25 protein-coding genes are annotated in these 24396 nt (G+C 67.3%); 14 read left to right on the top strand and 11 right to left on the bottom strand.

Annotation, left to right across the window (positions count from 1 at the left end):
- Positions 1 to 11 precede the first annotated feature (11 nt).
- From QTI17_RS27665 to QTI17_RS27655, 3 genes are all read right to left on the bottom strand, one after another.
- Positions 12 to 749, bottom strand: a complete 738-nt coding sequence (locus QTI17_RS27665) for a protein-L-isoaspartate(D-aspartate) O-methyltransferase (protein ID WP_286536872.1) — start codon at positions 747 to 749, stop codon at positions 12 to 14.
- 306 nt (positions 750 to 1055) lie between these two features.
- Positions 1056 to 1718, bottom strand: a complete 663-nt coding sequence (locus QTI17_RS27660) for a MarC family protein (RefSeq protein ID WP_286536871.1) — start codon at positions 1716 to 1718, stop codon at positions 1056 to 1058.
- Positions 1719 to 1739: 21 nt separating this feature from the next.
- Positions 1740 to 2492, bottom strand: coding sequence for an ABC transporter substrate-binding protein (locus tag QTI17_RS27655; protein WP_286536870.1), 753 nt, complete (start codon positions 2490 to 2492; stop codon positions 1740 to 1742).
- 307 nt (positions 2493 to 2799) lie between these two features.
- Between QTI17_RS27655 and QTI17_RS27650 the strand changes: the two genes are divergently transcribed.
- From QTI17_RS27650 to QTI17_RS27625, 6 genes are all read left to right on the top strand, one after another.
- Positions 2800 to 3654 carry a fasciclin domain-containing protein gene (locus QTI17_RS27650; protein ID WP_353506732.1) on the top strand — a complete coding sequence of 285 codons (855 nt, stop codon included), beginning with the start codon at positions 2800 to 2802 and terminating at the stop codon, positions 3652 to 3654.
- A gap of 149 nt (positions 3655 to 3803) precedes the next feature.
- Positions 3804 to 4046 carry a hypothetical protein gene (locus QTI17_RS27645; protein WP_286536868.1) on the top strand — a complete coding sequence of 81 codons (243 nt, stop codon included), beginning with the start codon at positions 3804 to 3806 and terminating at the stop codon, positions 4044 to 4046.
- Positions 4047 to 4119: 73 nt separating this feature from the next.
- The gene (locus QTI17_RS27640; RefSeq protein ID WP_286536867.1) at positions 4120 to 4326 is read left to right on the top strand and encodes a RyR domain-containing protein; all 207 of its coding nucleotides are present in this window, start codon (positions 4120 to 4122) and stop codon (positions 4324 to 4326) included.
- A 9-nt stretch (positions 4327 to 4335) separates the two neighbouring features.
- Entirely contained in the window at positions 4336 to 5613 is a 1278-nt protein-coding gene (locus tag QTI17_RS27635) for a toll/interleukin-1 receptor domain-containing protein (RefSeq protein ID WP_286536866.1), read from the top strand.
- 100 nt (positions 5614 to 5713) lie between these two features.
- Positions 5714 to 6151 (top strand): Hsp20/alpha crystallin family protein, encoded by a 438-nt coding sequence (locus QTI17_RS27630; protein WP_286536865.1) that lies wholly within the window; start codon positions 5714 to 5716, stop codon positions 6149 to 6151.
- Between the two features lie 13 nt (positions 6152 to 6164).
- Positions 6165 to 6566 carry an Hsp20/alpha crystallin family protein gene (locus QTI17_RS27625; RefSeq protein ID WP_286536864.1) on the top strand — a complete coding sequence of 134 codons (402 nt, stop codon included), beginning with the start codon at positions 6165 to 6167 and terminating at the stop codon, positions 6564 to 6566.
- A gap of 69 nt (positions 6567 to 6635) precedes the next feature.
- Here the strand turns inward: QTI17_RS27625 and QTI17_RS27620 are convergent, their stop codons facing one another.
- Positions 6636 to 7157, bottom strand: a complete 522-nt coding sequence (locus tag QTI17_RS27620; protein ID WP_286536863.1) for a hypothetical protein — start codon at positions 7155 to 7157, stop codon at positions 6636 to 6638.
- 69 nt (positions 7158 to 7226) lie between these two features.
- Between QTI17_RS27620 and QTI17_RS27615 the strand changes: the two genes are divergently transcribed.
- From QTI17_RS27615 to QTI17_RS27605, 3 genes are all read left to right on the top strand, one after another.
- Positions 7227 to 7478, top strand: a complete 252-nt coding sequence (locus QTI17_RS27615; RefSeq protein ID WP_286536862.1) for a hypothetical protein — start codon at positions 7227 to 7229, stop codon at positions 7476 to 7478.
- Positions 7479 to 7577: 99 nt separating this feature from the next.
- The gene (locus QTI17_RS27610) at positions 7578 to 7961 is read left to right on the top strand and encodes a hypothetical protein (RefSeq protein ID WP_286536861.1); all 384 of its coding nucleotides are present in this window, start codon (positions 7578 to 7580) and stop codon (positions 7959 to 7961) included.
- Complete coding sequence (locus tag QTI17_RS27605; protein WP_286536860.1) at positions 7946 to 9328, top strand: sigma-54-dependent transcriptional regulator; 1383 nt, start codon at positions 7946 to 7948, stop codon at positions 9326 to 9328. Before QTI17_RS27610 ends, QTI17_RS27605 begins: the two co-directional genes overlap by 16 nt.
- Here the strand turns inward: QTI17_RS27605 and QTI17_RS27600 are convergent.
- Complete coding sequence (locus QTI17_RS27600) at positions 9316 to 13872, bottom strand: PAS domain S-box protein (protein ID WP_286536859.1); 4557 nt, start codon at positions 13870 to 13872, stop codon at positions 9316 to 9318. The genes QTI17_RS27605 and QTI17_RS27600 overlap by 13 nt on opposite strands.
- 208 nt (positions 13873 to 14080) lie before the next feature.
- Between QTI17_RS27600 and QTI17_RS27595 the strand changes: the two genes are divergently transcribed.
- On the top strand, positions 14081 to 14452 hold the full coding sequence (locus QTI17_RS27595) for a hypothetical protein (protein WP_286536858.1): 372 nt from the start codon (positions 14081 to 14083) through the stop codon (positions 14450 to 14452).
- A gap of 19 nt (positions 14453 to 14471) precedes the next feature.
- Complete coding sequence (locus QTI17_RS27590; RefSeq protein WP_286536857.1) at positions 14472 to 14801, top strand: hypothetical protein; 330 nt, start codon at positions 14472 to 14474, stop codon at positions 14799 to 14801.
- Positions 14802 to 14809: 8 nt separating this feature from the next.
- Here the strand turns inward: QTI17_RS27590 and QTI17_RS27585 are convergent, their stop codons facing one another.
- From QTI17_RS27585 to QTI17_RS27570, 4 genes are read right to left on the bottom strand one after another with little or no spacing between them, the layout of a single operon-like run.
- Positions 14810 to 15682, bottom strand: coding sequence for an ABC transporter permease (locus tag QTI17_RS27585; RefSeq protein WP_286536856.1), 873 nt, complete (start codon positions 15680 to 15682; stop codon positions 14810 to 14812).
- Positions 15679 to 16548, bottom strand: coding sequence for an ABC transporter ATP-binding protein (locus tag QTI17_RS27580; RefSeq protein ID WP_286536855.1), 870 nt, complete (start codon positions 16546 to 16548; stop codon positions 15679 to 15681). The genes QTI17_RS27585 and QTI17_RS27580 overlap by 4 nt, the downstream gene beginning before the upstream one ends.
- 4 nt (positions 16549 to 16552) lie before the next feature.
- The gene (locus tag QTI17_RS27575; protein ID WP_286536854.1) at positions 16553 to 17563 is read right to left on the bottom strand and encodes an ABC transporter substrate-binding protein; all 1011 of its coding nucleotides are present in this window, start codon (positions 17561 to 17563) and stop codon (positions 16553 to 16555) included.
- Positions 17564 to 17571: 8 nt separating this feature from the next.
- Positions 17572 to 18456 carry a TauD/TfdA dioxygenase family protein gene (locus QTI17_RS27570; RefSeq protein WP_286536853.1) on the bottom strand — a complete coding sequence of 295 codons (885 nt, stop codon included), beginning with the start codon at positions 18454 to 18456 and terminating at the stop codon, positions 17572 to 17574.
- A 239-nt stretch (positions 18457 to 18695) separates the two neighbouring features.
- Between QTI17_RS27570 and QTI17_RS27565 the strand changes: the two genes are divergently transcribed.
- Positions 18696 to 19682, top strand: coding sequence for a CysB family HTH-type transcriptional regulator (locus tag QTI17_RS27565; RefSeq protein WP_286536852.1), 987 nt, complete (start codon positions 18696 to 18698; stop codon positions 19680 to 19682).
- Between the two features lie 21 nt (positions 19683 to 19703).
- Here QTI17_RS27565 and QTI17_RS27560 read toward each other — a convergent pair whose 3' ends face one another.
- Together QTI17_RS27560 and QTI17_RS27555 are read right to left on the bottom strand one after the other, a co-directional pair.
- The gene (locus QTI17_RS27560; RefSeq protein ID WP_286536851.1) at positions 19704 to 21602 is read right to left on the bottom strand and encodes an FAD-binding monooxygenase; all 1899 of its coding nucleotides are present in this window, start codon (positions 21600 to 21602) and stop codon (positions 19704 to 19706) included.
- A gap of 43 nt (positions 21603 to 21645) precedes the next feature.
- Complete coding sequence (locus tag QTI17_RS27555; protein WP_286536850.1) at positions 21646 to 22059, bottom strand: acyl-CoA thioesterase; 414 nt, start codon at positions 22057 to 22059, stop codon at positions 21646 to 21648.
- 125 nt (positions 22060 to 22184) lie between these two features.
- Here QTI17_RS27555 and QTI17_RS27550 point away from each other — a divergent pair, with 125 nt between their 5' ends.
- Together QTI17_RS27550 and QTI17_RS27545 are read left to right on the top strand one after the other, a co-directional pair.
- Entirely contained in the window at positions 22185 to 22889 is a 705-nt protein-coding gene (locus tag QTI17_RS27550; protein WP_286536849.1) for a Crp/Fnr family transcriptional regulator, read from the top strand.
- 127 nt (positions 22890 to 23016) lie between these two features.
- Positions 23017 to 24369 carry an MFS transporter gene (locus QTI17_RS27545; RefSeq protein WP_286536848.1) on the top strand — a complete coding sequence of 451 codons (1353 nt, stop codon included), beginning with the start codon at positions 23017 to 23019 and terminating at the stop codon, positions 24367 to 24369.
- Positions 24370 to 24396: the final 27 nt, after the last annotated feature.

The following is a 24396-nucleotide window of genomic DNA, read 5'->3' as shown; positions in this document are numbered from 1 at the left end:
ACGCTCCGGGCTCAGCGCCCGCCGGTGAGCGGAACGAAGGCCACCGGCAGGATCTGGCGCGTCGTCACCGTTCCGTCCGGCTTCTTCTCGATCAGCATCAGTTGCTGCACCATGAACGCCGCGCCCAGCGGGATCACCATCCGCCCCCCGGGCTTGAGCTGGCGGATCAGCGGCGGCGGGACGTGGCTGGCCGCGGCGGTCACGAGGATGGCGTCGAAAGGCGCATGTTCCTCCCAGCCGTGGTAGCCGTCGCCCAGCCGCACCTGGACATTGCCGTAGCCCAGTCGCCGAAGGCGCAGCATCGCCTGCTGTCCGAGCGGCTCGACGATCTCGATGCTGTAGACCTCGCGGGCCAGCTGCGCCATCACCGCCGCCTGGTAGCCCGAGCCGGTTCCCACCTCGAGCACCTTGTGGCCGGGCTCGGCCTTGGCCAGGTCCGTCATGAGGGCCACGATGTAGGGCTGCGAGATGGTCTGCCCATGGCCGATCGGCACCGGCCGGTTCGCATACGCGACGTCGATCTGCTCCGCGGGCACGAACTCGTGCCGCGGCACCGTGTCCATCGCCGTCATCACGCGGGTGTCGAAGGCCGGCCGGCCGGTCTCGGCGCCGGTCTGGCGCGCCAGCGCCTCGATCTCCTGCGTCATCCGCCGGCGCTCGGCGGCGAAATCCGCGGCGCCCGCGACCTGGGCTCCTGCCGCCGCCAGGAGAAGCGCCGCAGCCATGGCACGGACCTTCGGCGTGATCATCGCGCTTGTCCGGTTCGAGGCGCCGGGCCGCACTGCCGGCCGGGGCGCCCGCGGCTCAGTTCACCGCGAAGTGCAGCGGGTCGACGTCGCGTGGTGGCCAGGTCATGCGTCTGGACATATGTCCTCCGAACAGAGTTGAAGTTCGCGTGTCGGCCCGGGCGCCAAGGTCCGGGCTGCAGAAATTATGGGAGCTTGGGATTCCGACGCCATAGGGGCAGACCATCCCCGGACGGCGCCGGTGACCGCGATCACAGCCCCCCAGCTGACGCTACTGTCCAGTCCATCGACGTGCCATGCCAGCGGGGCTCACTGGAACAGCGCCTTCACGCCCGACGAGGCGATCTGAAGGCCGACACAGAAAATGAAAAAAGCGATCAGGCGATTGAAGATCACTTCGCCCCGAGCGCCGAGGTAGCGCTGGATGCGCTGCGTGTTCAGGTAGAAGACATAGACCAGCGCGCACATGAGGACGACCGCGGCCTCGATCGCACCCATGTTCAGCAATTGCCGCCCGAGATCGGCGTTCGCGCCATGCGCACTCAAGGTGAGCAGCACCGAGATGGTTCCCGCGCCCGTGGTGAGCGGAAACGTCAGCGGAAAGAACAACTGGTCCTCGATGTCCCGCTGCTGGGCGGGCGCCACGTCGCCGCCGCTTGCATCGCGCCGCGCAACCCCCGCGCCCAGCAACTCCCATCCGGAACGGCAGATGATGATTCCGCCCGCCAGTTGCACCACCGGGATGGACAGCCCGAAGAGGCTGAGGATCCAGTGCCCGACCAGGAGTGTGATCGTGCACACGCAGAACGCGTAGAGCGTGATGAGGCGCACCGCGCGTCGCTTGCCCGCGTCGTCGAGGCTGGACAGATAGGGCATGACCACGAAGGCGGTGCCGACCGGATTGACCACCGGGAAAAGCGCAACGGCGCTGATGAAAACCAGATGGACGAGGAATTGGAGGTCGGCAGCCATGGGAGGTGTCGAGCTCCCGAGTCAGCGCGAGGCCACTTCACCGGTGACCGGCGCCACCGATGCGCCTTCGATGTGATGCCGGCGCAGCGCATCGGCCACGAAGCCCGAGGTCTTCATCTCTTCCACGAAGAGACTGAGTTCCCGAGCCGCCGCTGCGCCTCGGCTCTTGGGCGTTCCCATCGCCTGCCGGATCACCATGAAGCGGCCCGGCAACAGCCGCAAGCCCTTCTGCGCGCGGCTGTCCGCTTCCAGTTGCTGCTTGACGCCGGCCGCCACATCCAGGTTCTGTTCCAGGAATGTCTGCACGACGGTGGGCGAAGTCGGCGCCCGCACGATGCTGGCGTTCTTGAGTTCGCGCGTCAGGAAAAGGTCATAGGCACTGCCCTTGCCCACCGTCACCCGCAGTCCTTCGCGATCGACTTCCTCGTTCTGCCGCAATGGCGAACCCTCGCGAACGAGATAGCTGCCTTCGATCAGCACATAGGCCTCGGTGAACGCGATCTGGGCGCCGCGCACGGGATCGATGGCGAAGAAGCCGATGTCGGCCTGCTCATTGGCAACGGCTTCGACCGACTTGCCGGCAGCGTCGAATATCACCAGTTCGAGCCCGACCCCCAATCGCTCGGCAAAAGCGCGGGCCAGATCGATCGAGACGCCGCCCGGCGCTCCGGTCGTCTTGTCCGCGTTCGCGAGGATCGGATTTCCGAGGTTGATCGAGGCGCGCAGAACGCCCTTCGGAGTGAATGCTTTGACGATGGAGGAGTCGATGGTCATGGCGGCGGGTTCAGGTCTTGAGGATGGTTGCTCGCATTGCTCGCATGGGTGGGATTCTCCAGCTTTCCGCGGCCGCTCACGGCGCTGCGAACTGTTACACGCCCTGCCGCGCCGCGTGTGATCCACGTCGGCATCCCCTCCCGTAACAGCACGGCGTCAGTGTTCACCGCGGTCAGTTCGATCAACCCCAGAAGGAGTCCATGCCATGAAGTCTGTGCTGCCACGCCGTCGCTTGGTCCTCTCGGTCGCTGCGCTAGGCGCGACCGCTTTGCTTCCAGCTTGCGGTGGAGGGGGTGGCGGGGGATTCGTGCCTCTCGTTCCGAACGTGGTTCAGTCGGCGCAGGGCAAGCCTGAACTCAGCGTCTTCGTCGAGGCGGTCAATGCCGCAGACCTGAATGCCACGCTCCAGGGGTCTGGGCCCTACACGGTCTTCGCGCCAACCAACGATGCCTTCACGGCGCTCTTGAGGGAGCTCGGCCTGACCAAGGACGCCCTGCTTGCCAACAAGCCTCTGCTCACCGCGGTGCTGAAGTACCACGTGCTGTCCGGCACGGTGCGCAAGTCGGACATCCCCCTCGGCAAAGCCATCGTGCCTCTGGCCGGTGGCTTCTTCAAGATCGAGGCCGAGGGTTCCGCCTTGAAGGTCACCGACGGCCGCAATCGTGTGACCAACGTGATCAGCACCGATGGCGCGGCACTGAACGGTGTCATGCACACGGTCGATCGGGTGCTGCTGCCGGCCAACCAGGACATCGTGCAGACGGCGCAGGCGACGCCCAGCCTCAGCATACTGGTCGAGGCCGTGGTGGCCGCGGGCCTCGTCGAGACGCTCAAGGGTCCGGGGCCCTACACGGTCTTCGCGCCGACCAACAACGCCTTCGTCGCACTGCTGGCCGAACTTGGCCTGACGAAGGATGCGCTGCTTGCGGATACCGCGCTGCTGGCCAAGGTGCTCACCTACCACGTGCTGCCGGCTCGCGTGCTGAAGGCCGAGATTCCACTCAACACGCCCGTCGCCACCGTGCAAGGGCAGACGCTCGTCATCAACGGCAGCCTCCAGGTCATCGATCAGCGCGGTCGCAGCAGCGGGATCGTGGCCACCGACGTCTTCAATACCAATGGCGTCGTGCACGTCATCGACAAGGTGCTGCTGCCGAGCTGACCGGCGCCTGCACCTCGGCACGTGGCGGCGTCGGCCGCGCCGCCCGCGTATTCCGTCCCGCCTATCTCTTCCGTGGTCTTCTCACAATTTGCGACACACGTACAGTGCGTTACATGTAATGAGAACCTAATTCGTACATGGAGGTGCATATGGAAGCGCTTGGCGACGATGCTGCCCAACTCAGGGCGACGGCGATGAAGGCGGATGCTGCGGCGAGACGGGCGAAGCAGGCAGCCGATGAAGCCTTGAGGGTGTTCCTGAAATACGACGATGTCGCGTCCCCGGACCAGACCATCGAAACGGCGAAAGCCAGCGCCCGCGCAGCCCAGGAAGCATGGCGAAACTACGTGCGGCATGTGGCGCTGCACGGCGGGCACCTTCACAACTGTTAGCCGTTCAGCCCGCATCCGTGCGCTTGCGCTGGCCTCGAAGTCAGGCAAACTGGCGCGCGAAGCGGGCCACGGAATGAAACTGCCGGACATCGAACTCGTCGCCGCGGAAGTCCATTCCGCCTGGATGGAAACCAAGCGTTCCCAGGGGGTGACGTCCCGCAAGGACGAGCGCGGCGATGAACTCATGGTCCCGTATGGCGAACTTTCGGAACTGGCCAAGGAGCTCGACCGCAGCACCGTGCGCGCGGTCTACGCGGCGATCGAGCGGCTTGGGTTGTAGGGGCCGCTCATGTCGCTTCCACTGAACAAGCGCGATTTCGATGTCTTCCTGAGCTACGCCCACAAGGACCAGGTCTTTGTCCGGCAGTTGTACCGATGGCTGACCGAGCATGCGGGGCTCAAGGTCTGGCACGACGAGGTCCAGCTGCCGGGTGGTTCCCTGCTGGCGACGGACCTGGGACTCGCCATCGGGCGTTGCCGCGGGATCCTGCTGGTCGCCTCCGAGGAGTCGCTCAACAAAGGCTGGGTCACCGCCGAATACAACTGTGCCATGGACGAGCGCGCGAACGTCGAGGGATTCCGCGTCGTCGCGCTTCGCCTCGCGAACGCCGATGTGAAGAACTTCATGCGGGGCATCACCTGGATCGATGCCACCCAGCCGGACCTCGATGCGCCGATGGCGCTCGCCCTGATCTCCGCGCTCTATCCCTCCGCCAAGCTGCCAAGTCCGGCCGGCGCCCGGGACGTGTACGTCAGCTGTTCCTGGCAGGCTGCCGACAAGTCCAGCGCCGCGGCGGTGTGCTCTGAACTGGTGGCGCAGGGCCTGCGGCTGGTCGGTGACGCCAAGGACCAGCAGGGCTTCGGCGAAGGCGACCGGGTCGAGCGGATCATCGCGAGTTGCGGCGCCTTCGTGGGCATCGTCCCGTACCGGCAGGACCCGGGCGAGGTCCGCCGGGACTCGGGCCCCTACAAGTACTTCCTGCGCGAGATGGACATCGCGGCGTCGCTGGGCCTGCCTTCGATCGTCGTTGCGGATCCGAGGGTGTCGCGCGGCGACGGGCCGGACAGCCACTGGCTGCGGATGAATACCGATGCGACCGCCTGCCCGGAGGCCGTCACCGCCGCGCTCGCCGGGCTCTGGGACGATTGGGTGACCCCACCGGCGCCGCAGTACATCTTCTGGGCGCTGGACCTCGATTCGCCTGCGGCGGCGGCGGGCGGCGCGATGCGACGCCTGGTCGAGCAGGTCGGCGGCATGCCCGTCGTCATCGGCAACGAGATCCAGAGCGAGTCGCTGCACGCGGCGATCATGGCGAAGATCTGCAACGCGTTCCTGGTCATGGCCGACATCACGGACGACAACGTCAACAGCTGCATCGAGGCCGGCATGGCGCTGGCTGCGGGCACCAACGTCCGCCTCATCTCCCACGGCAAGGCGAGAAACCCACCTTTCATGCTGCGCGCGGCAGGCCAGTTGCTCGGCTACGCGGACACCGCCGAACAGGTCGGCGTGCTGCACCGGCTGGTGCGTCCATTCCGCCGCCGGATCCTCAACGCGGAGATCTGAGCGCCCCTCTTGAAGTTGGTCGGGGAGCACCTAGTTTCGGTACCGGAAGCGCTGGAGACGCCTCCGGCGCGCCGTTCAACCCTGAATGGAGGTTTTCGCCATGTACCGATCCCTGTTCCCTCGCGACATGTTCGCGGAGATGGATCGCCTGCACCGCGAGATGCAGCAGGCCTTCGATCCCTCTCCCACGATCCGCGGCTTCGGCCGCAGCGGCTTTCCCGCCCTCAACGTCGGCAGCACGGCCAAGACGGTCGAGATCTACGCCCTGGCCCCTGGGGTGGATCCCGCAACGCTCGAGATTCATCTCGACCGCGGCATCCTCACCATCGCCGGCGAGCGCAAGAGCGCCGAGCCGTCTCCCGGGGCCAAGGAGACGCTGCACATCAACGAACGCTTCGACGGTGCCTTTCGCCGCGTGCTGAGCCTGCCCGACGACGCTGACCCCGATTCCGTGCAGGCCAAGGCGCGCGACGGCGTCGTGCATGTCACTGTCCAGCGCCGGGCCTCGGCCCTGCCGCGGCGCATCGCCGTCCAGTGAAAGGAGAACGACCATGAACGACATCCAGAAGACCAGCGAATCTTCCAGCGTTCCGGCCCGGTCGGACGAACGTCGCTTCGCCGACGCGACCCTGACGCCGCCCGTGGACGTGATCGAAGACAGCTCGGGCATCACGCTCTACGCCGACCTGCCTGGCGTGCCGCGCGACAAGCTGCACCTGAACGTCGAATCCGACCTGCTGACGATCGAAGGCGAGATCGACCTGTCCGTCCCCGAGGGGCTGCAATCGAGCCATACCGAGGTCGGCCTGGGCCGGTTCCACCGGACCTTCACGCTCAGCAAGGAACTCGACACGGAGAAGATCTCGGCGGAACTCGCGCAGGGGGTGCTCAAGTTGCGCATTCCCAAGGCCGAGCACGCACAGCCGAGGCGGATCAACGTGCAGGTGAACTGAGCGCCGCGAGGGCGAGCGCGGTCTGCGATGCAGATCCGCTCGCCCGCATGGCTGGGCAGTGGGTCCGCTCTACTGATCGATGAAGGGTGAAGCGCGCTCCGCTCGCCGGATGTCCCAGTCGTCGATGAAGGCGCGCGATCTCTGGGCGAGCGCCGCGATGGCACTCGCCCGATCGGCGTACTTCCCGGCGAGGGCAATCCGACATCGGTGCCCGTCCTTCCATTGAAGATCGGCGTGCCCCGAGGACACGCCTTCCGAAGTGGACCCGTCCAACTCAACCACCACAAACCAACCGTCGTATTCGAACCGATGAACTGCAGCGTCGGACGACATCGCCATGACCTCCAACAAAGAGCCCTGCCCTCTCCCCTTCGGCTGAAAAATATAGCGTCTCGACTCGCCGTTGTCAGCCCTCTTTCGATGGTTCGAAGGGTTGAAGGTCGCGGACGGCATGGGGCCCGTCGGCCGTTGGTCGACAGTCAATGAAACGACAGCGGCAATTGAATTCGGACCGCTGTCCGGCAGCGATTGCCGGGCGCTGGAAAAAACTGCAGCACAGATTGCCGCAAAGCCCCCGTGGCCCGGGTCCATCGCAATTCAGTGCTGGAAATCCGCGCTCTTGTTCGGTTAGTATTTTCTCAAATGACAGTGGAGACAAGCATGCTGACCACCTACCGCAAAGAGGCTGTCCTGCGAATGGCCGATGTACGGATCCCCAAATACCCGATGCGGCGAATGCCTTTCAGCGACAAATACGTGGAAGAAGGAATTCCGCTGCCGCAGGAAGAAATAGACGCCGATGTCGAATTGCAGACAGCAGTCGAAGTCTGGATGAGGACGGTGGACGAACTCTATTCGCGGCATGTGGGGAATTCGGCGGCTTGTCCGCCCGATCTTCGCGGCGCGCATTGAGTCCCGGGGCGGTGGTGCCGGACGCGGGTGGGCAGATCCCTGTCGCCAAGCGCGGCGGGACGGCGCACACTCTGCAGTCCCCCCGCAGGGGACGCCCTCATGAAGCATCGGTATCTTCTTGGCGCGGTCGTTGCGGTCGCGTTGCTCGGCATGGGTCTTTCGCGACCCCGTTCCGGCCCGCGCGAAACCGCCGAGGCGCTGCGCGAGAGGTCGCGCGCGCAACTCGCCGACGCGGCCGCGCGGCTGGCCCGGTTCGACCATGACCTGCGCACCCCCGTGGGCACCTTGATGAGCGCCGTCAGCCTGCTCGAGGCCGCGCCCGACGACGCCGCCCTGCGGGCCGAAGCGTTGGGCCTGTTCTCGCGGCAACTGGCGCGCCTGACCGGCCTGGCGGATGACCTGCACGACCTGGCGCTCGAACTGCACCCGGCGGCGCGACACGCCCCGGCGGAAGCGAAGCAGATCCCATGGGACACGCGCTGATCGTGGAAGACGACGAGGACGCGGCCCGCATGCTGGGCAGCCTGATCGCGCGCGAGCGCCACACGGTGTCGGTCGCGCCTTCCCTGGACGCGGCCCGTCGCCTGCTCGCGGCCCAGCAGCCGGACCTCATGCTGCTGGACCTGCACCTGCCCGACGGCAGCGGACTCGAGATGTTCGAGAGCGGCGAGTTGCTCTCCGACACCGAGATCGTCCTCATGACCGGCCATGCGACCCTGGAGACCTCCATCCGGGCCTTGCAACTGGGGGCTGCCGACTACCTGGTCAAGCCGATCAACCCCGACCACCTGAAGGGCCTGCTGGCGCGCCTGATTCGTCCGTCCCGGCTCCGGGCGCAGGTCGAGCAGATGAATCAGGAGTGGCGCGAGACCGGCCGCTTCGGGGCGCTGATCGGCGCCTCGCTGTCGATGCAGAGAGTGTTCCAGCAGGTCGCGCGCGTCGCGGGCACCGCCGTGACCGTCTTCGTCCATGGCGAGAGCGGCACTGGCAAGGAGTTGGTGGCCCGCGCCGTGCACGACTTGAGCCGGCGCCGGGAACTGCCCTTCCTCGCGGTCAATTGCGGCGCGTTGTCGCCGAACCTGATCGAGAGCGAGATCTTCGGCCACGAGCGCGGCAGCTTCACCGGCGCCGACCGCCAGCATCACGGCTTCTTCGAGCGTGCCCGCGGCGGCACGCTGTTCCTCGACGAGCTCACCGAGATGCCGCCCGCGCTCCAGGTCAAGCTCTTGCGCGTTCTCGAAAGCGCCACCTTCATGCGGGTCGGCTCGACCCAGGTGCAGCAGACCGACGTCAGGATCATCGCCGCCACCAACCGGGACGCCGCGCAGGCGGTCGCCGACGGATCGCTGCGCGAGGATCTGTTCTATCGGGTCAATGTCTTCCCGATCCACCTGCCGCCGCTGCGCGAGCGCCTCGAGGACGTGCCGATGCTGGCGGACAGCTTCCTGCGCGAACTCGAGGACCAGGAGCACCAGCGCAAGCGCTTCGCGCCGGGCGCGCTCGCGCGTCTGGCCGGCTACCCCTGGCCCGGCAACGTGCGCGAACTGCGCAACGCCGTGCAACGCGCCTGGGTGATGGCGGAAGGCGAGGTGATCGACGAGCGATGGCTCACGCCCGGGCAGCACGGGCCGGGCGCCGTCGCGGGTGACGCGGCCGCGGCGGCATCGCCGGGCGATCCCGATGCACCGGCGCTCAGTTTCAGGGTGGGAACGCCGCTGGCCGAGGTCGAGCGCGAACTGATCCTCGCCACCTACGAGCACTGCCGGCGGCGCAAGGAGCCGACGGCGGCGTTGCTCGGCATCAGCATGAAGACGCTGTACAACCGGCTCAAGGAGTATCAGTCTTCCTGAACCCGGGCCCGGGCCTCCCGCGCCCGGACCACGGCCTCGAGCACCTTGGCGGTGCTCGCCGGCTTGGTGAGGTGCGCATCGAAGACCTGGGCGCCGTCGTGACGGGTGGCCGCGTCGCCCCATCCGCTGAGGGCGACCAGAGCCATCCGCGCCGCCCAGGCTTGCTCCCGCAGGGCGCGCGCCACCTCCACGCCGTTGATGTCCGGCATGCCGATGTCGAGGATCGCCGCATCCGGACGCAGGCGTGCGGCCGTCTCGAGCGCCTGCGTCCCATTCGACACCACCATGGTCTCGTGGCCCGCCAGCTGCAGCAGCCGGCCGAGTGTCCAGCCGGCATCGACGTTGTCGTCGGCCACCAGGATCCGAAGCGGCGTTGGCGACCGCGCCGGTTCCGGCTTCGCGGCTTGGACCGGCTCCGCCACCGGTGCTGCCAGCGGCAGGGTCACGCTGAACCGGCTGCCTCGGCCCAGGCCGTCGCTGAAGGCCTCGATCCGCCCGCCGTGCTGTTCCACGATGCTGCGCACCAGGGCCAGGCCGATGCCGAGCCCTTCGTTGGCGCGGTCGGCCGCGGCGGGGCCCTGGGCATAGAGCTCGAAGATGCGGGCGATGGTTTCGGGCGCCATGCCGACGCCGTTGTCGACCACCGAGATCCGCACCGAATCGGCCTCGGACTGCGCGGTCAGAAGCAGCGCGCCACCCGCGGGCGTGTAGCGCGCCGCGTTGGCGAGCAGGTTCACGAGGGCCTGGCCGATGCGCAAGGGATCGACGTGCACATGGACCGGCGTCGAAGGCAGTTCGATCTTGAGCGTGTGTCCCGCGGCCTCGATCAGCGGGATGGCGGTCTCGACGGCCGCGCCGACGAGGTTCGCGACGGTGACGTCGAGCCGGCGCAGCTCGAGTTGCCCGATCGCCAGGCGAGAGACATCGAGCAGGTCGTCGACGAGCAGCTTCATGCTGCGCACCTGGCGCTGGACCACCTGCGCGGCACGCCGCCGCTCGTCCGCGTTCGCCTGGTCGCCGGTCAGCAGGTCGGAGGCGCTCGCCATGGAGGCCAGCGGATTGCGCAGTTCGTGCGACAGCACGGCGATGAAGCGGTCCTTGGCCGCGTCCGCCGATTCGAGCGCGGCCCGCGCTTCCCGCGCCGCGGTCTGGTCGCGCAGGATCTTGACGAAGCCGATCACGCGCCCGCTGCCGTCATGCATGCGCATCAATACGCCGCTGCCCCAGAAGCGGGTGCCGTCCTTGCGTTGGTGATATCGCTCGTCAGCGGCCCGCTCGTTGAAGGTGGCGGTCTCGGCCTCCTGCATCGGCGCATTGGCGGCCCGGTCTTCGGGCGTGAAGATGATGTCGGCCGGAAGGCCCTTGACTTCGGACTCGGCGTAGCCGAGCAGGCGTTCGGCACCGGCATTCCAGCTCGTGATGACCCGATGGATGTCGGTGGAGAAGATGGCGTAGTCGCGCGCGTTCTCGACCACCAGCCGCAGGTGTTCCTCGCTGCGGCGCAGCGCCTCCTGCGCACGCTTGGCTTCCCCGATGTCGCGCGCGGTCGCCGTGGCGCCGACGACGATGCGGCGGGAATCGACGATCGGCGAAACCGTGAGCGACAGCTCGATCCGGGTCCCGTCCTTGGCGACATACACGGTCTCGAGGTTCTCGACGCTCTGGTTGTGCTTCACGCGCTCGAGGATGCCGAGGCGCTCGAGCGGGTCGCCATCCGGCGCGAGCATCGTGATCGAGCGGCCGACGACCTCTTCGGCCGCATAGCCGAAGATGCGCTGCGCGCCGCTGTTCCAGCTCAGGATCTGGCCTTCGAGCGAGAAGCTGATGATGGCGTCGACCGACGAGGCGACCACCGTCGACAGCCACTGGCTCACCTGCTCGGCCTGCTTGCGCTCGGTGATGTTGATGAACGACAGCACGACACCAGCGATGCGGTCCTCGGTGGTCCGGTAGGGAAGCAGGCGGGCCATGAACCAGCTGCCGTCGTCGCGCCCGACCTCGCGTTCGATGGAAATCAGCTTGTCGAGCACATGGGCCGCGTCGTCGCCCAGCGCGGGGTATTGCAGCTGCGAGGCGAGATCGGACAGCGGGCGGCCGACGTCGCCGGGAATCAGGTTGAACAGGCGCACCGCTGCGGGCGTGTAGCGCGTGATGCGCAAGTCGCGGTCCAGAAACACGGTGGCGATCGCGGTGGCGTTCATGAGGTTCTGCATGTCGCTGTTCGCGTGCGCGAGTTCGTCCACCTTGCACTTGAGTTCGTGGTTGACGGTGGTCAGCTCCTCGTTGATCGACTGCAGCTCTTCGCGGCTGGTCTCCAGTTCTTCGGTGGCCGAGCGCAGCTCCTCGTTGATCGCCTGCAGTTCCTCGTTGCTGGCCTTGAGTTCCTGGGTGGAGTTCTCGTACTGCTCGACCGTGTCCTGCAGGTGGGAGCGCATGCGCTCGAGTTCGTGGTCGAGCTGCTGGACGAGCGGATCGGCATCCACGCGCACCGCCGGCGGCGCATCGGCGTCCGAGGCCGGCCGGGGCGGGGAATCGAAGATGACCAGCGTGAAGTCCAGCCCTCCATCCCGCACCGGGATCACCCGGAGCGCGATCCGGCGCGCGCTGCCATCGACCGTGACCGCGGTGGGTGGAGACTCGACCGCCAGGCCGGTGCGCGTCGCCTGGTGCAGCGCCGCGCGCAATTCGATGCGCAGGTCGGCCAGAACGAGCCGCAGCAGGTTGCGCGTCGGCTTGCCGGCACCGTACTGCAGGAACCGGCCCGCGCTGGCCGACAGATGGACGATGTCGTCGTTTCGATCGACCAGCAGGGACGGCGCGCAGAGGTGCTCCAGCAGCTTCAGGTGCACGTCGCCCCAGGACGCGTTGCGCCCGTCCGGGCCGGTGCGGCTCGACCCGAGCGCGGCCTGCTGGAAGACATGCCCGGCCACGACCGGCGCTTCGCGCAGGGCACGCCCCACGTCCATCGCGAGGGCCAGGCTGCTGGGCCCGGCCGGCAACGGGATGCCGGCGATCGGGACGTCGCGGCGGGCGTAGATGCGGTGCTTCTTGTCGAGCACGCGGAAATGCGGGTTGCCGTCTTCCACCGATTCGGAGACGCCGAGGAACAGGCGGCCATGAGGCATCAGCGCAAAGCCCAGCACCTCGAACACGCGCGCCTGCGCCAGCGGGTCGAGGTAGATCAGTAGGTTGCGGCAGCTGATCAGGTCCAGCCGCGAGAAGGGCGAATCTCGCAGCAGGTCGTGGGAGGCGAACAGGACCATCTCGCGCACCTCGCGGCGAACGCGATAGCCATCGTGCGACTTGATGAAGTAGCGCCGCAGCCGCTCGGGCGACAGGTCGGCCTCGATGGCCATCGGATAGCGGCCGTCGCGGCCCGCCTGGACGGCGCTCTCGTCGAGGTCCGAAGCGAAGATCTGCAGGGTCGGCGGGGCCTCGAGCGTGCGCGCGTACTCGAGGAGCAGGATCGCGATCGAGTAGGCCTCCTCGCCGGTCGCGCAGGCGGCCACCCAGACGCGCACGACGTCGTTCGGTCCCTTGCCCTCGAACAGCGCCGGAAGGTGGCGATTCAGGGCGTCGAAGCACTCGGCATCACGAAAGAAGTTGGTGACCGAGATCAGCAGGTCCTGCAGCAGCGCCCCGGACTCGCCGGAACGGGTGCGCAGGCAGTCGAGGTACGCCGTCAGGCTGTCGACCCCGTTGACCTGCATGCGGCGCGCGATCCGGCGCACGATGGTGGCGCGCTTGTAGTAGGCGAAGTCGCGGCCGGTGCGTGCGCGCAGGAAGGCCAGGACGTCGCGCAGCGGCGCGTCGTCGGCCTGCGCCGAGGCGGGCGCGACCGCCGGATGCGGGCCCTCTTCCGGCGGCAGGCGCAGGCGCTTCTCGATGCCGTAGTAGTCGAGCAGGCGGGACGAGATCTCGGCGACCGGCAGGATCCAGTCCAACATGCCGGTGGCGATCGCCGCGGCGGGCATGCTGGCATGCTCGGCCTCGGCCGGATCCTGCGCGATGGTAAGGCCGCCGCGTTCCTTGATCCGCTTGATCCCGATGGCGCCGTCGCCGTCGCCCCCCGACAGCACCACCGCGCCGGCATGCGGGCCATGGGTGTCAGCGAGCCCGCGGAAGAACAGATCGACCGCCACGCGCTTGCCCGGGGCACGGTCGAGGTCGGCCAGCTGCAGATAGCCGTCGGCCGATTTGAGGGCCTTGCCGGGTGGGATGACGTAGACGGTGTCGGGCTGTACCTTCAATGCCTCGTTGACCTGCAGCACGGGCATCGAGGTGCAGCGCTGCAGGATCTCGGCCACCATGCTTTCGCGCTCTGCCGCCAGGTGCAGGACGACCGCGTAGGCGATGCCCGAGTGGGGTGGGAGGCTGCCGAGGAAGGCTTGCAGGGCAGGGATGGCGCCGGCCGAACCGCCGATGCCCACCAGCGGCGTCATGGCATAGCCGCGGGTCGGAACGACGTTGTCGATCAGGCTGCCGAGTTCTTCTTCGAGATGGTCCGGGGTCAGGTTCTTCATGGCGTCGGCGGAGCCGGTCACGGCAGTTCCGCGCGAGCCTCATTATGCGATTCGCCGACCGGGCAAAAACAGCGTCCGGATGCAAGGATTGCCGCAAGATCGGCCGGCGCCGCGCACAACTTGCCGACCCGCGAAAGGGCTGCCGCCAGGCACCGGCCAACGCGCCGAGGATGGCCGGCGGCCGCGGCCTGGAAATCGAACAGGCCCAAGGCTTGCTCTACCCGCCCCCATGACCACCCCCGACGTCTCGGCCGCCCTCGCTGCGCACTACAGTGCGGCCTGCGCCCTGGGACCGCGGGCGGCGCGGATCGCAAGCAGGTTGCTCGACGACCTGTTCGGCATCCCTGTCGAGTGGCGCTTCTCGTTGCGGGTGGCCTTGGCGCATCGCGAGGCGCAGGGCAACCCCGAGTTGTCCGCGTCGGACCATGCATTGCTGTCGTGGGTTCGGCAGGAAGGCTTCGAGCAGGCCGGAATCCGGGCCGAGACGGACGAGCAGCAGTCCGCGCGCGATTTCGTCCGGCAGGTGATCCATGCCTTGACGGGGCACGGCGACGCCCATGCGCTGCCGCGCGAGCAGGTTCCCAGGATTGCGTCACGTTGACCCAGCCAAGGAGATGACCATGATCCCTCCGCGCGCATCCGAGGCGGCCCCGCGACCGACGCCTTCCGTCGCGGGCTTCGGCAACCTCGTCGATCTGGCGTTGGTCACCGCCACCCACTCGACGGTGGAGGTCTGCGGCCTGTGCAGCACCGCCAACCGGCTCCATTCCAAGGCCTGCAAATGCTGCGGCCATCGCTTCCCGGCCTCCTATGCGTCGGCTCGCCCGGGCGACTCCCGTTGGGCCGCGCGCGTTCTTGGCATCGTCCGGGGCGAGGGCTTCGACGTCGTTGCCTTGTGCCTGGTGATCTATTTGCTGTTGTCGGTCGCCCGCTTCATCCCGGCGGGCTGAGCCGGCCGCTATCGCTGCTGGTCCCAGCGCCGGACCGTCAGGCGCTCCAGGGTCGCGAAGCCGAGGCCTTCCACCAGCAGCCCGATCAGGACCACCATGGCGAGGCCGGCGAACACCCGGTCGGTATAGAGCTCGTTGCGGTTCTGGAAGATGTACCAGCCGAGCCCGCCCTTGCCCGACGAGGCACCGAACACCAGTTCGGCCGCGATCAGCGTGCGCCATGCGAAGGCCCATCCGATCTTCAGCCCCGACAGGATCGCGGGCAATGCGGCCGGCACCAGGATCTGCAGCACGTAGCGCAGGCCGCGCAGGCCGTAGTTGCGGCCCGCCATGCGCAAGGTCTCGGGCACCCCCTGGAAGCCGGCATAGGTGTTCAGCGCCAGAGGCCACAGGACCGAATGGATCAGCACGAAGACGAGGCTGCCGCGGCCCAGCCCGAACCACAGCAGCGCCAGCGGCAACAGCGCGATCGCGGGCAGCGGGTTGAACATCGAGGTCAGCGTGTCCAGCAGGTCGCGTCCGAGCTGGGTCGACACCGCGAGGGTGGTCAGGACGAAGGCCAGCAGCACGCCGGCCAGGTAGCCCTGCAGCAGCACGGCAAAGGAAATGCGCACCTTGTCGATCAGCTCGCCGCTCGCGAGCCCGTCCACCAGCGCGCGCGCGGTGGCGCTGAAGGTCGGCAACAGCAGGTCGTTGTCCTGCCAGCGCGCCAACAGCTCCCACAGCACGGCGAGCACCGCCAGGATCAGTCCCTTGCGTACCCCGCCTTGCGCCCAGACACGGGTCGCGAAAGGCAGCGCGCGTTCGACCGGCAGCTCGGTGAACGGCTCCAGCCTGCGCTCGTATTCGCCGCGGACCGGCGGATTCAGGAAACCGCTCATGCGCCTGCACCCTCTTCCTCGAACAGCATCCGATGGATCCGCTGCGACGCCGCCTGGAACTCGCTGCCGCCCAGGCTTCCGAGCGTGAAGCCGTGGCTGTTGATCTCGGCACGCATGCGGCCCGGATGGGGCGACAGCAGCGCGATGCGGTTGCCCACCACCAGCGCCTCCTCGATCGAATGGGTGACGAACAGCAGCGTGAAACGCACCTCGTCCCACAGCGCGAGCAGCTCTTCCTGCATCTTGCGGCGCGTGAGCGCGTCCAGGGCGGCGAAGGGCTCGTCCATCAGCAGCACGCGCGGTTGCATCGCCAGGGCGCGGGCGATCGCCACGCGCTGCTTCATGCCGCCGGAGAGCTGGTGCGGATGCACGTCGGCGAACCTGGCCAGCCCCACCTTGTCGAGGTAGTGCAGGGCGCGCTCGGCGGCTTCCTTCCGGCCCAGCGAGCGCGAGGCCAGGAGCGGAAACATCACGTTCTGATGGACCGTCTTCCACGGCGGCAGCTGGTCGAACTCCTGGAACACCACGATCCGGTCGGGCCCCGGCGCGCTCACGCCGCGGCCGTCGAGCCGGATCTCGCCTTCGACCGGCCGGATGAAGCCGCCGATCGCCTTGAGCAGCGTCGACTTGCCGCAGCCCGAAGGGCCGAGCAGCACGAAGCGGTCGGCCTCGTGCAGGTCGAAGCTCACGCGGTGCGTGGCGCGCACCACGCGCTCGCGGGTGCGGTATTCGAGGCTCACGCCGTCGACCTGCAGCAGCGGCGTGCCCACGGCCGCGGCCTCCGCGGCGGGCCCGGGCGCCGCGGGCTGCGGCGCGGGCACGGGCCGCGCGAAGGCGGGACCGGCGCGCAGCATCGTCGTCGTCATGCGCTCAGTTCCCCGCCGCGTTCTGAGCGTCGTCGAAGAAGTAGTCCTTCACCGAGGCGGGCTTGTTCTTGATGGCGCCGATCCGGTGCATGAACTCGGCGAGCTGGTAGGTGTTCTGCGGCGTGGTCTTGAACTGGACCTCGGGGTTCTTGATGATCTTGATCAACAGGTCGCGGTCGATCCTGGCGTTGCTCACCTTGATGTAGATGTCGGCCGCCTTCTCGGGATGGGCCGCGACGAACTGCGCGGCATCGTTCAGCGCCTCGATGAAGGCCTGGTAGGTCTTCGGGTTCTCGGCGCGGAACTTCTCGGTGGCGTACAGCACCGTGGCCGAAGCCGGCCCGCCGAGCACCTGGTAGGAGTCGAGCACGATGTGCGCCTGCGGGTTGCCGGCGAGCTCCTGCTCCTGGAAGGGCGGATTGCCGAAATGGCCGGTGATCTCGGTGCCGCCCTTGATGATCGCCGCGGCTGCATCGGGATGCGGCAGCGCCACGCTGATCTTGTCGAGGCGGGCGAACTCCTTGTCGCCCCACAGCTTGGCCGATGCCAGTTGCAGCACGCGCGACTGCACCGACACGCCTACAGCCGGCAGCGCGATGCGGTCCTTGTCCGTGAAGTCCGCGATGCTCTTCACGGCGGGGTTGTTGCTGACGAGGTAGTACGGGAAGTTGCCGAGCGAGGCCACCCCCTTCACGTTCTGCCGGCCCTTGGTGCGGTCCCAGATCGTGAGCAGCGGACCGACCCCGGCGCCGGCGATCTCGATATTGCCCGAGAGCAGCGCATCGTTCACCGCGGAGCCGCCCGAGAGCTTGACCCACTCCACCTTCGCATCGATGCCGGCGGCCTTGGCGTGTTTCTCGATGAGCTTCTGGTCCTGCGCCACGTTGAGCAGCAGGTAGACGACGCCGAACTGTTCGGCGATGCGGATCTGGCCTTCGGCGCGGGCGGCCAGGCTGCCGGCCAGCAGGCCGAGGCCGGCGAGGACCGCGGCGGTCTTGCGAGTGATGTTCTTCATGGTGCGGATCAGAAAGGCGTGTCGCCCTGGATGGTGGTTCGATAGAGCTTGCGGCGCAGCGCGTCCGGCGTGCCGGCCGCCAGGTGCATGAGCGAGCGGTTGTCCCAGAACACCAGGTCGTGCGGCGCCCACTGGTGGCGGTAGACGAACTCCGGCTTGACGCTGTGGGCGAACAGTTCGGTCAGCAGCGCCTCGCTTTCGTCCTGCGGCAGGCCGACGATGCGGGTCGTGAAATGCTCGCTGACGAAGAGCGCCTTGCGGCCGGTCTCCGGGTGGGTGCGGACCACGGGCTGGATGGCGGGCGCGACCTGGTCGATCTGCGCCTGCGAGAGCTTGGGGCGCCACGGGTTCCTGGCGCGCAGTTCCTCGTACTTGGCGAGATAGCTGTGCTCGGCCTTCAACCCGAGAATGCGCTTCTGCAACGCCGGATCGAGGGCCTCCCACGCCAGGTGCTGGTCGGCGAAGAGCGTGTCGCCGCCTTCGCTCGGGAGTTCCTGCGCATGCAGCAGCGAGCCGAGGCTGGGCTTGTCCTTGTAGGAGATGTCGGAGTGCCAGTAGACGCCCGCGTCGCCGAGCCCGATCGGCTCGCCCTTCTCCTTGATGTTGGAGACGATCAGGATCTCCGGCTGGCCTTGGAGCTGGAACTGGTGCAGCACGTGGATCTCGAGCGGCCCGAAGCGGCGGCTGAAGGCCACGTGGTCCGCCGGCGCCACCCGCTGGTCGCGGAAGACGAGCACGTGGTGGTCGAGGTGGGCGCGGTGGATGCGCGCGAAATCGACCTCGTTGATGGGCTTCGAGATGTCGAGGCCGATGATCTCGGCGCCGACGGGTGCGTCGAAGCGGCGAACCTCGAAAGTCTGGATGGGTGCCGTGGGGGCTGTTGCGACGGCCATTGGAAGCGACGGGCAAGTGAACAAGTCCGCCACTCTAGGGATCGCGCAAGCAACGGGGAACGACTGATTTCTTGCTTGCTTATGAACAACTCATCTGAAGCGGCGTCCCTGGCCTGGCGGCGCCTCAGATCATTCGCTTATTTGAAATCAACGATTCATTCGTTCGAGATCCAGGGCGGCGATCGCACAATCGGCCGCCGAGTGCCATCGGGCACCACTTTCCTGCTTGCCTGGACGCCATGAATTTCCAACAGTTGCGCTCCGTGCGCGAAGCCGTGCGCTGCGGCTTCAATCTCACCGAAGCAGCCCATGCGCTGCATACCTCGCAGCCGGGCGTCAGCCGCCAGATCCGTGAACTCGAAGACGAACTGGGCGTCGCACTGTTCGCCCGCGTCGGCAAACGGCTGACGGGACTGACGGCCCCCGGGGATCACCTGCTGCCGATCATCGAGCGCATGCTGCTGGAGAGCCACAACCTGCGCCAGGCCGGACTGGAGTTTCTGGCGCAGGACGAAGGCTTGCTGTCCATTGCCGCCACCCATTCGCAGGCCCGCTACGCCTTGCCGGTGGCGGTGCAGGAGTTCAGGGGCAACTTTCCCAATGTGCAGCTTCACCTGCGGCAGGGCTCGCCCAAGCAGGTCGCCCAGATGCTGCTGGACGGGGAGGCCGACGTCGGCATCGCGACCGAGGCACTCAGCGACTATCCGCAACTGGTCGCCCTGCCGAGCTTCCGCTGGACCCATTCGATCATCGCGCCGCCCGGACATCCCTTTCTCGACGGCCCGCTGACCCTGGAGCGGCTGGCGGCCTATCCGCTGGTCACCTACGACAGCGGCTTCACGGGCCGCACGCGCATCGACAAGGCTTTCGCGGCGGCCGGCCTGAAACCCAACCTGGCCATCACCGCCATGGATGCCGATGTCATCAAGACGTACGTGGAACTCGGCCTGGGCATCGGGATCGTCGCCGGCATCGCCTTCGAGACCGAGCGCGACACCCGGTTGCGCGCGGTCGATGCCGGCCGGCTGTTCGGAATCAACCTGACCAAGGTCGCGGTGCGGCGCGGCAGCTACCTGCGCGCCTACGTTTATGCCTTCATCGAAGCCTTTTCCCCCACCCTGTCGCGCGCGGCGGTGGAAGAAGCACTGGGCACCCGTGCAGCCGACGAGGGCGAGGCGGTGCCGGCGTCGGCGATGGAGCAGCTGCTGGCACACGCCCAGCACTGACGCGGCGCCTTGCGAAGTCGATCAGGGCCTCGGCGACGGCCGTCGATCGAGCAGGAACCGTCCGAAGTAGGCAGCCAGGCCGGCATGCGCGTCCAGCGGCAGCACGTTCGCAACGTACTGGTCGGGACGCACGACGACCATCGCACCTTGCGCACGGTCGATGCCGCGGAGATCGAAGATGTCGGGACCGTGCTTGAGGTCGGGGCAAAAGGCCTTCTCGTAGTCGATGAGACCGAAGCAGCCCTTGCGCGGCATCAGCATCGAAGGCAGCGCCTCCACCTTGAGCTCGAGGTGCCCCTGCTGGAAGATCGCGCGGACGTCGATGACGCTGTCGATGTCGACATCGGTCCCGGTGGGCGTGAAGCGGCGGATCGGCGAGTCCGGCGAATCCGCAAGGAACGCCATGAGGTCGCGCAGGCGCGTGCCGGCCGCATCGGCGAACGCATAGAGGCGCCAGGCCCCGTCGGCGCGCGCCGCATGGCCGAGCTGGACCGGCTTGGCATCGGCCAGGCGGACGACGGGGCCCGAGTGGAAGCGCATGCCGATCGTGAAACCCTTGGCCAGGTCCTGATGGGTCGACCCGGCCGTCAGCGGGGTCGTTGGCGTGTAGTGCGTCGCGACGCCGGCCGTATAGCGGCCCGACTTGACGAAGTAAGCCTGAAGCTCCTGCGGATCGACGCCGCCGAGTTCCGGATGCTCAGGGTCCCTGGGCGGCGACGCCATGATCTTCGACCACTCCTTGTCGAAGTCGATGAGCCGCTGGGCGATCGCGTGGCGCTCGACGTTGTAGGTGCGCAGCAGTTCAGGGCCGGCACGTCCTTCGAGCACCGATGCAAGCTTCCAGCCCAGGTTGAAGGCGTCCTGCATCGAGACGTTCATGCCCTGGCCGGCCTTCGCGCTGTGGGTGTGGCAGGCATCGCCGGCGATGAAGACCCGCGGCAGGCGCGAGCCAGCCTGGTCCGCGGGGACGTCGTCGAAGCGGTCGGTGACGCGCTGGCCGACCTGGTACACCGCAAACCACACCACCCGCTTGACGTCGAGCGAGTAGGGATGCAGAACGCGCTGGGCGGTGGCGATGACCTTTTCCTGGGTGAAATCCTTGATGGCTTCGCGATGGTTCGGGTCGATGTCGCCGAGGTCGACATAGAGCCGCACCATGTAGCCGCCCTCGCGCGGGATGAGCAGGATATTGCCCTCGTCCGCGGACTGGATGGCGGCCTTGAGCCGGATGTCCGGGAAGTCGGTGACGGCCAGCATGTCGACGACGCCCCAGGCATGGTTGGCGAAGTCACCCTGCGGCATGGCGCCGATCGATTCGCGCACCCCGCTGCGCGCGCCGTCGCAGCCCACCACGTACTTGGCGCGGACCGTGGTCTCGGAACCCTTGGCCACGTCGCGCAAGGTCACCACGACCGGGTGCTCGCCCTCGGGCTCGACCTTCAGGGTGACGAACTCCAGTCCGTAGCTGGCCTCGAGCCGGGTCGGCGACATGCGCATGTAGTCGAGCAGGTACTGCTGCAGCCGGGCCTGGTTGACGATGAGGTGCGGGAACTCGGACAGGCCGTCCTCGGTGTCCTGGACGCGGCCGGTGCGCTCGATGCGCGTACGGTCTTTCTTCGACGGCCGCCAGAAGACGGTCTCGTTGACCCAGTAGGCCTCGCGGATGAGCTTTTGCGCCAGGCCGAAGGCCTCGAACATCTCCACCGTGCGGCAGGCGATGCCGTCGGCCTGGCCGACCTTGAGCGGACCATCGCGGCGCTCGACCAGCCGGGTGCTGATGCTCGGGAAGTTCGACAACTGTGCCGCCAGCAGGGCCCCCGCGGGCCCGCTGCCGACGATGAGGACGTCGACGGTCTCGGGGAGCGCCTCCTTGATGATGTCGGGGTCTCCGGGCGCATAGCCATTGAGATAGAACTGCATGTTGCCTCCGTGATGACAAGAATACGTTGACCTGCGGCCTGGCTCAGGCGCAGGCGGTGCGGATGAATTCGGGCACGACCACCGCCTTGAGCTTCCCGCTGTCTTCTTTCACGCACAGCGCCCGGGTCTCGCGTCCTTCGCAGATCAGGGTGTCGCCCCGCATCACCCGATGGGTCTGGATGAAGACCTTGCCGCGCCATTCCTCGACGCTGGTGTGAATCCCGATGCGCTCGCCATAGGAGGCCGCCGTGTGGAAACGGGTGTGGATCTCCAGCAGCGGCGCGCCGATGCAGCCCGGCAAGTCGGTCATCGCGCGCCAGGGTGGCAGCCCGCAGGCGGTGAAGTAGTGGTGCGACGCGGCATCCATCCATCGCGAGTAGTTCGGAAAGAAGACAATGCCCGCGGGATCGCAGTCGCCGAACTGCACGTCGACGCCATAGGCGATGGTCTTGGTCATGGGTTTCAACTGCTCGCTTCGATAGGGATGATTGTTCTTCGCCATGCACAGGCGCACAGTCGATGTGCCGACACTCGATATAAGGGTTTTCCCTGCATGAAGGCGCTGCGCCCCAGGAGGAACGGATGACCCGCCAGCAACGCGCGCCCGCCATGTCGCTCACGCTCGACGAGTTGCTCGAACAGTCCGCGTGGTTCGTCGAGCTCGACGCGCCCGCGCAGGCGCAGGTTCGCCGCGATGCATCGGAGCGCGCGGTGGCGATGGGCGATTCGCTGGGCCACCACGGCGAGCAGCAGCACGCCTGGTACGGCGTTCTCGAAGGGCTGGTCAAGTGGGCGATCACCGCGCACGATGGGCGGACAGTGTCCCTGGGTGGCCAGTCGGTCGGCAGCTGGTTCGGAGAGGGCACGCTGATCCGCAACACGCCGCGCCAGTCGGACCTGGTGGCGCTGCGCTACAGCAGGGTGGCGCAGATCCCGTTCGACACCTTCGACTGGCTGCGCCGCAACCGACCGACATTCAACGACTTCATCCTGCTGCAGGTGAATGAGCGACTGCATTGGTTCATGGGCAACTACGCGGCGCAGGGCCTGCTGGACACCGACAGTCTGGTGGCCCGCGCACTCATGGGCATGGTGCATCCGCTCGCGAACCCGCGCGGCGAGCGCCATCTTCAGATATCGCAGGAAGAACTCGCCAATCTCGCCGCCGTCTCGCGGCAGAGCTGCAACAGCGCCTTGATGCGATTCAAGAACGCCGGCCTGGTGCGCAGCGAATACGCAGGCATCGTCGTGCTCGACCTTCCCGGCCTGCAACGGCTGGTGCCGTAGCCGACCCAGGGCCCGCACCGCACCTCGGGTTTTCCCTGATTCGAACTGTCGGCCGATCGACTGCGGCAAAACGGGCCGCCCGGAATGATGCGTGCCATGGCATGGCGCCATCACAAGGAGACACGCAATGAACCACGCAGCGTCGGTGGCCCATGGGGTCGCGGACATCCACCCGTCATCGCTCCGATCCGCGGAGGACGGCATCTATCGCAGGATCAGCTGGCGGGTGATGCCGATCGTGCTGGTCGCCTACGTCTTCGCCTTCCTCGACCGCATCAACGTCGGCTACGCCCAGCTCCAGATGAAGCAGGACCTGGCGTTCTCCGATGCGATCTACGGGCTGGGCGCCGGCCTCTTCTTCGTCACCTATCTGCTGTTCGAGGTGCCGAGCAACCTGCTGCTCGAAAAGATCGGTGCCCGCCTGACCTTCCTGCGCATCATGGTGCTGTGGGGCCTGGCCTCCTCGGCCACGGCCTTCGTCACCGAGCCCTGGCAGTTCTACGGCGTGCGGCTGCTGCTGGGCATGTTCGAGGCCGGCTTCTTCCCCGGCATCATCCTGTACCTCACCTACTGGTATCCGAGCCACCGCCGCGGCCGCGTGACCGGGCTGTTCCTCTTCGGCATGCCGATCACCGGCGTTCTCGGCGGGCCGCTGTCGGGAATGATCATGGGCGGCATGGAAGGCATGGCCGGGATGCACGGCTGGCAGTGGCTGTTCATCGTGCAGGGCCTGCCGACCGTCCTGATCGGCTTCCTGCTCTATCGTCTGCTGCCGAACAAGCCGGCGGAGGCCCCCTGGCTGAGCGACGCCGAGAAGGCGCACGTGCAATCGGTGCTCGACGCCGACCACAAAGCCGACGCGAAGTCCGGCCACCGCGGCAAGCTGGCCGCCGCGCTGTCGGACCCGAAGACCTACGTGCTGGCCTTCGTCTATTTCTGCTGCGCCTGCGCGGTCTACACCGTCACCTTCTGGCTGCCGACGATGATCAAGGGCCTGGGCGTTTCCTCGATCGGGGCGATCGGCTGGATCACCGCCATTCCCTATGTCTTCGGCGCGCTCGGCGTGCTGGTGATCAGCCGCAGTTCGGACCGGTTCAAGGAGCGTCGCTGGCATGTCGGCGGAACCCTTGTCGTGGGTGCCGCGGCGCTGTTCGCCACCTCCTTCCTCGGTACGGCCTTCGCGCCGGTGATGCTGCTGCTGTGCTTCGCGGCCTTCTTCATCTTCGGCGGCGGTTCGCTGTTCTGGTCGATTCCGCCGACCTACCTGAGCCGCGATGCGGCCGCCGCCGGCATTGCCGTGATCAGCTCGCTCGGCATCCTGGGGGGCTTCGTGAGTCCCACGGTGATCGGCTGGATCAAGAGCCTCACCGGCAGCATCCAGATGGGCCTGGGCGCCTTGACCGCGCTGGTCATCGTCGGTGGACTCACGATTTTGATCGCCTTGCCGAAGAGCGCGGTGCGCGTCGGCAGCGACGCCTGATTCCCTTCTTCCCTCCCTACAAGTCCT

Source organism: Variovorax sp. J31P179 (genome assembly GCF_030316985.1).
Taxonomy (GTDB): Bacteria; Pseudomonadota; Gammaproteobacteria; order Burkholderiales; family Burkholderiaceae_C; genus Variovorax; species Variovorax ginsengisoli_B.
This window is presented reverse-complemented; position numbering and strand designations above follow the sequence as displayed.

Excerpts from the sequence above, each read along its gene's own strand:
- QTI17_RS27665 (WP_286536872.1), bottom strand. The coding sequence starts at position 749 with ATGATCACGCCGAAGGTCCGTGCCATGGCTGCGGCGCTTCTCCTGGCG.
- QTI17_RS27660 (WP_286536871.1), bottom strand. The coding sequence starts at position 1,718 with ATGGCTGCCGACCTCCAATTCCTCGTCCATCTGGTTTTCATCAGCGCC.
- QTI17_RS27655 (WP_286536870.1), bottom strand. The coding sequence starts at position 2,492 with ATGACCATCGACTCCTCCATCGTCAAAGCATTCACTCCGAAGGGCGTT.
- QTI17_RS27645 (WP_286536868.1), top strand. The coding sequence starts at position 3,804 with ATGGAAGCGCTTGGCGACGATGCTGCCCAACTCAGGGCGACGGCGATG.
- QTI17_RS27640 (WP_286536867.1), top strand. The coding sequence starts at position 4,120 with ATGAAACTGCCGGACATCGAACTCGTCGCCGCGGAAGTCCATTCCGCC.
- QTI17_RS27635 (WP_286536866.1), top strand. The coding sequence starts at position 4,336 with ATGTCGCTTCCACTGAACAAGCGCGATTTCGATGTCTTCCTGAGCTAC.
- QTI17_RS27630 (WP_286536865.1), top strand. The coding sequence starts at position 5,714 with ATGTACCGATCCCTGTTCCCTCGCGACATGTTCGCGGAGATGGATCGC.
- QTI17_RS27625 (WP_286536864.1), top strand. The coding sequence starts at position 6,165 with ATGAACGACATCCAGAAGACCAGCGAATCTTCCAGCGTTCCGGCCCGG.
- QTI17_RS27620 (WP_286536863.1), bottom strand. The coding sequence starts at position 7,157 with ATGGACCCGGGCCACGGGGGCTTTGCGGCAATCTGTGCTGCAGTTTTT.
- QTI17_RS27615 (WP_286536862.1), top strand. The coding sequence starts at position 7,227 with ATGCTGACCACCTACCGCAAAGAGGCTGTCCTGCGAATGGCCGATGTA.
- QTI17_RS27610 (WP_286536861.1), top strand. The coding sequence starts at position 7,578 with ATGAAGCATCGGTATCTTCTTGGCGCGGTCGTTGCGGTCGCGTTGCTC.
- QTI17_RS27605 (WP_286536860.1), top strand. The coding sequence starts at position 7,946 with ATGGGACACGCGCTGATCGTGGAAGACGACGAGGACGCGGCCCGCATG.
- QTI17_RS27595 (WP_286536858.1), top strand. The coding sequence starts at position 14,081 with ATGACCACCCCCGACGTCTCGGCCGCCCTCGCTGCGCACTACAGTGCG.
- QTI17_RS27590 (WP_286536857.1), top strand. The coding sequence starts at position 14,472 with ATGATCCCTCCGCGCGCATCCGAGGCGGCCCCGCGACCGACGCCTTCC.
- QTI17_RS27585 (WP_286536856.1), bottom strand. The coding sequence starts at position 15,682 with ATGAGCGGTTTCCTGAATCCGCCGGTCCGCGGCGAATACGAGCGCAGG.
- QTI17_RS27580 (WP_286536855.1), bottom strand. The coding sequence starts at position 16,548 with ATGACGACGACGATGCTGCGCGCCGGTCCCGCCTTCGCGCGGCCCGTG.
- QTI17_RS27575 (WP_286536854.1), bottom strand. The coding sequence starts at position 17,563 with ATGAAGAACATCACTCGCAAGACCGCCGCGGTCCTCGCCGGCCTCGGC.
- QTI17_RS27570 (WP_286536853.1), bottom strand. The coding sequence starts at position 18,456 with ATGGCCGTCGCAACAGCCCCCACGGCACCCATCCAGACTTTCGAGGTT.
- QTI17_RS27565 (WP_286536852.1), top strand. The coding sequence starts at position 18,696 with ATGAATTTCCAACAGTTGCGCTCCGTGCGCGAAGCCGTGCGCTGCGGC.
- QTI17_RS27560 (WP_286536851.1), bottom strand. The coding sequence starts at position 21,602 with ATGCAGTTCTATCTCAATGGCTATGCGCCCGGAGACCCCGACATCATC.
- QTI17_RS27555 (WP_286536850.1), bottom strand. The coding sequence starts at position 22,059 with ATGACCAAGACCATCGCCTATGGCGTCGACGTGCAGTTCGGCGACTGC.
- QTI17_RS27550 (WP_286536849.1), top strand. The coding sequence starts at position 22,185 with ATGACCCGCCAGCAACGCGCGCCCGCCATGTCGCTCACGCTCGACGAG.
- QTI17_RS27545 (WP_286536848.1), top strand. The coding sequence starts at position 23,017 with ATGAACCACGCAGCGTCGGTGGCCCATGGGGTCGCGGACATCCACCCG.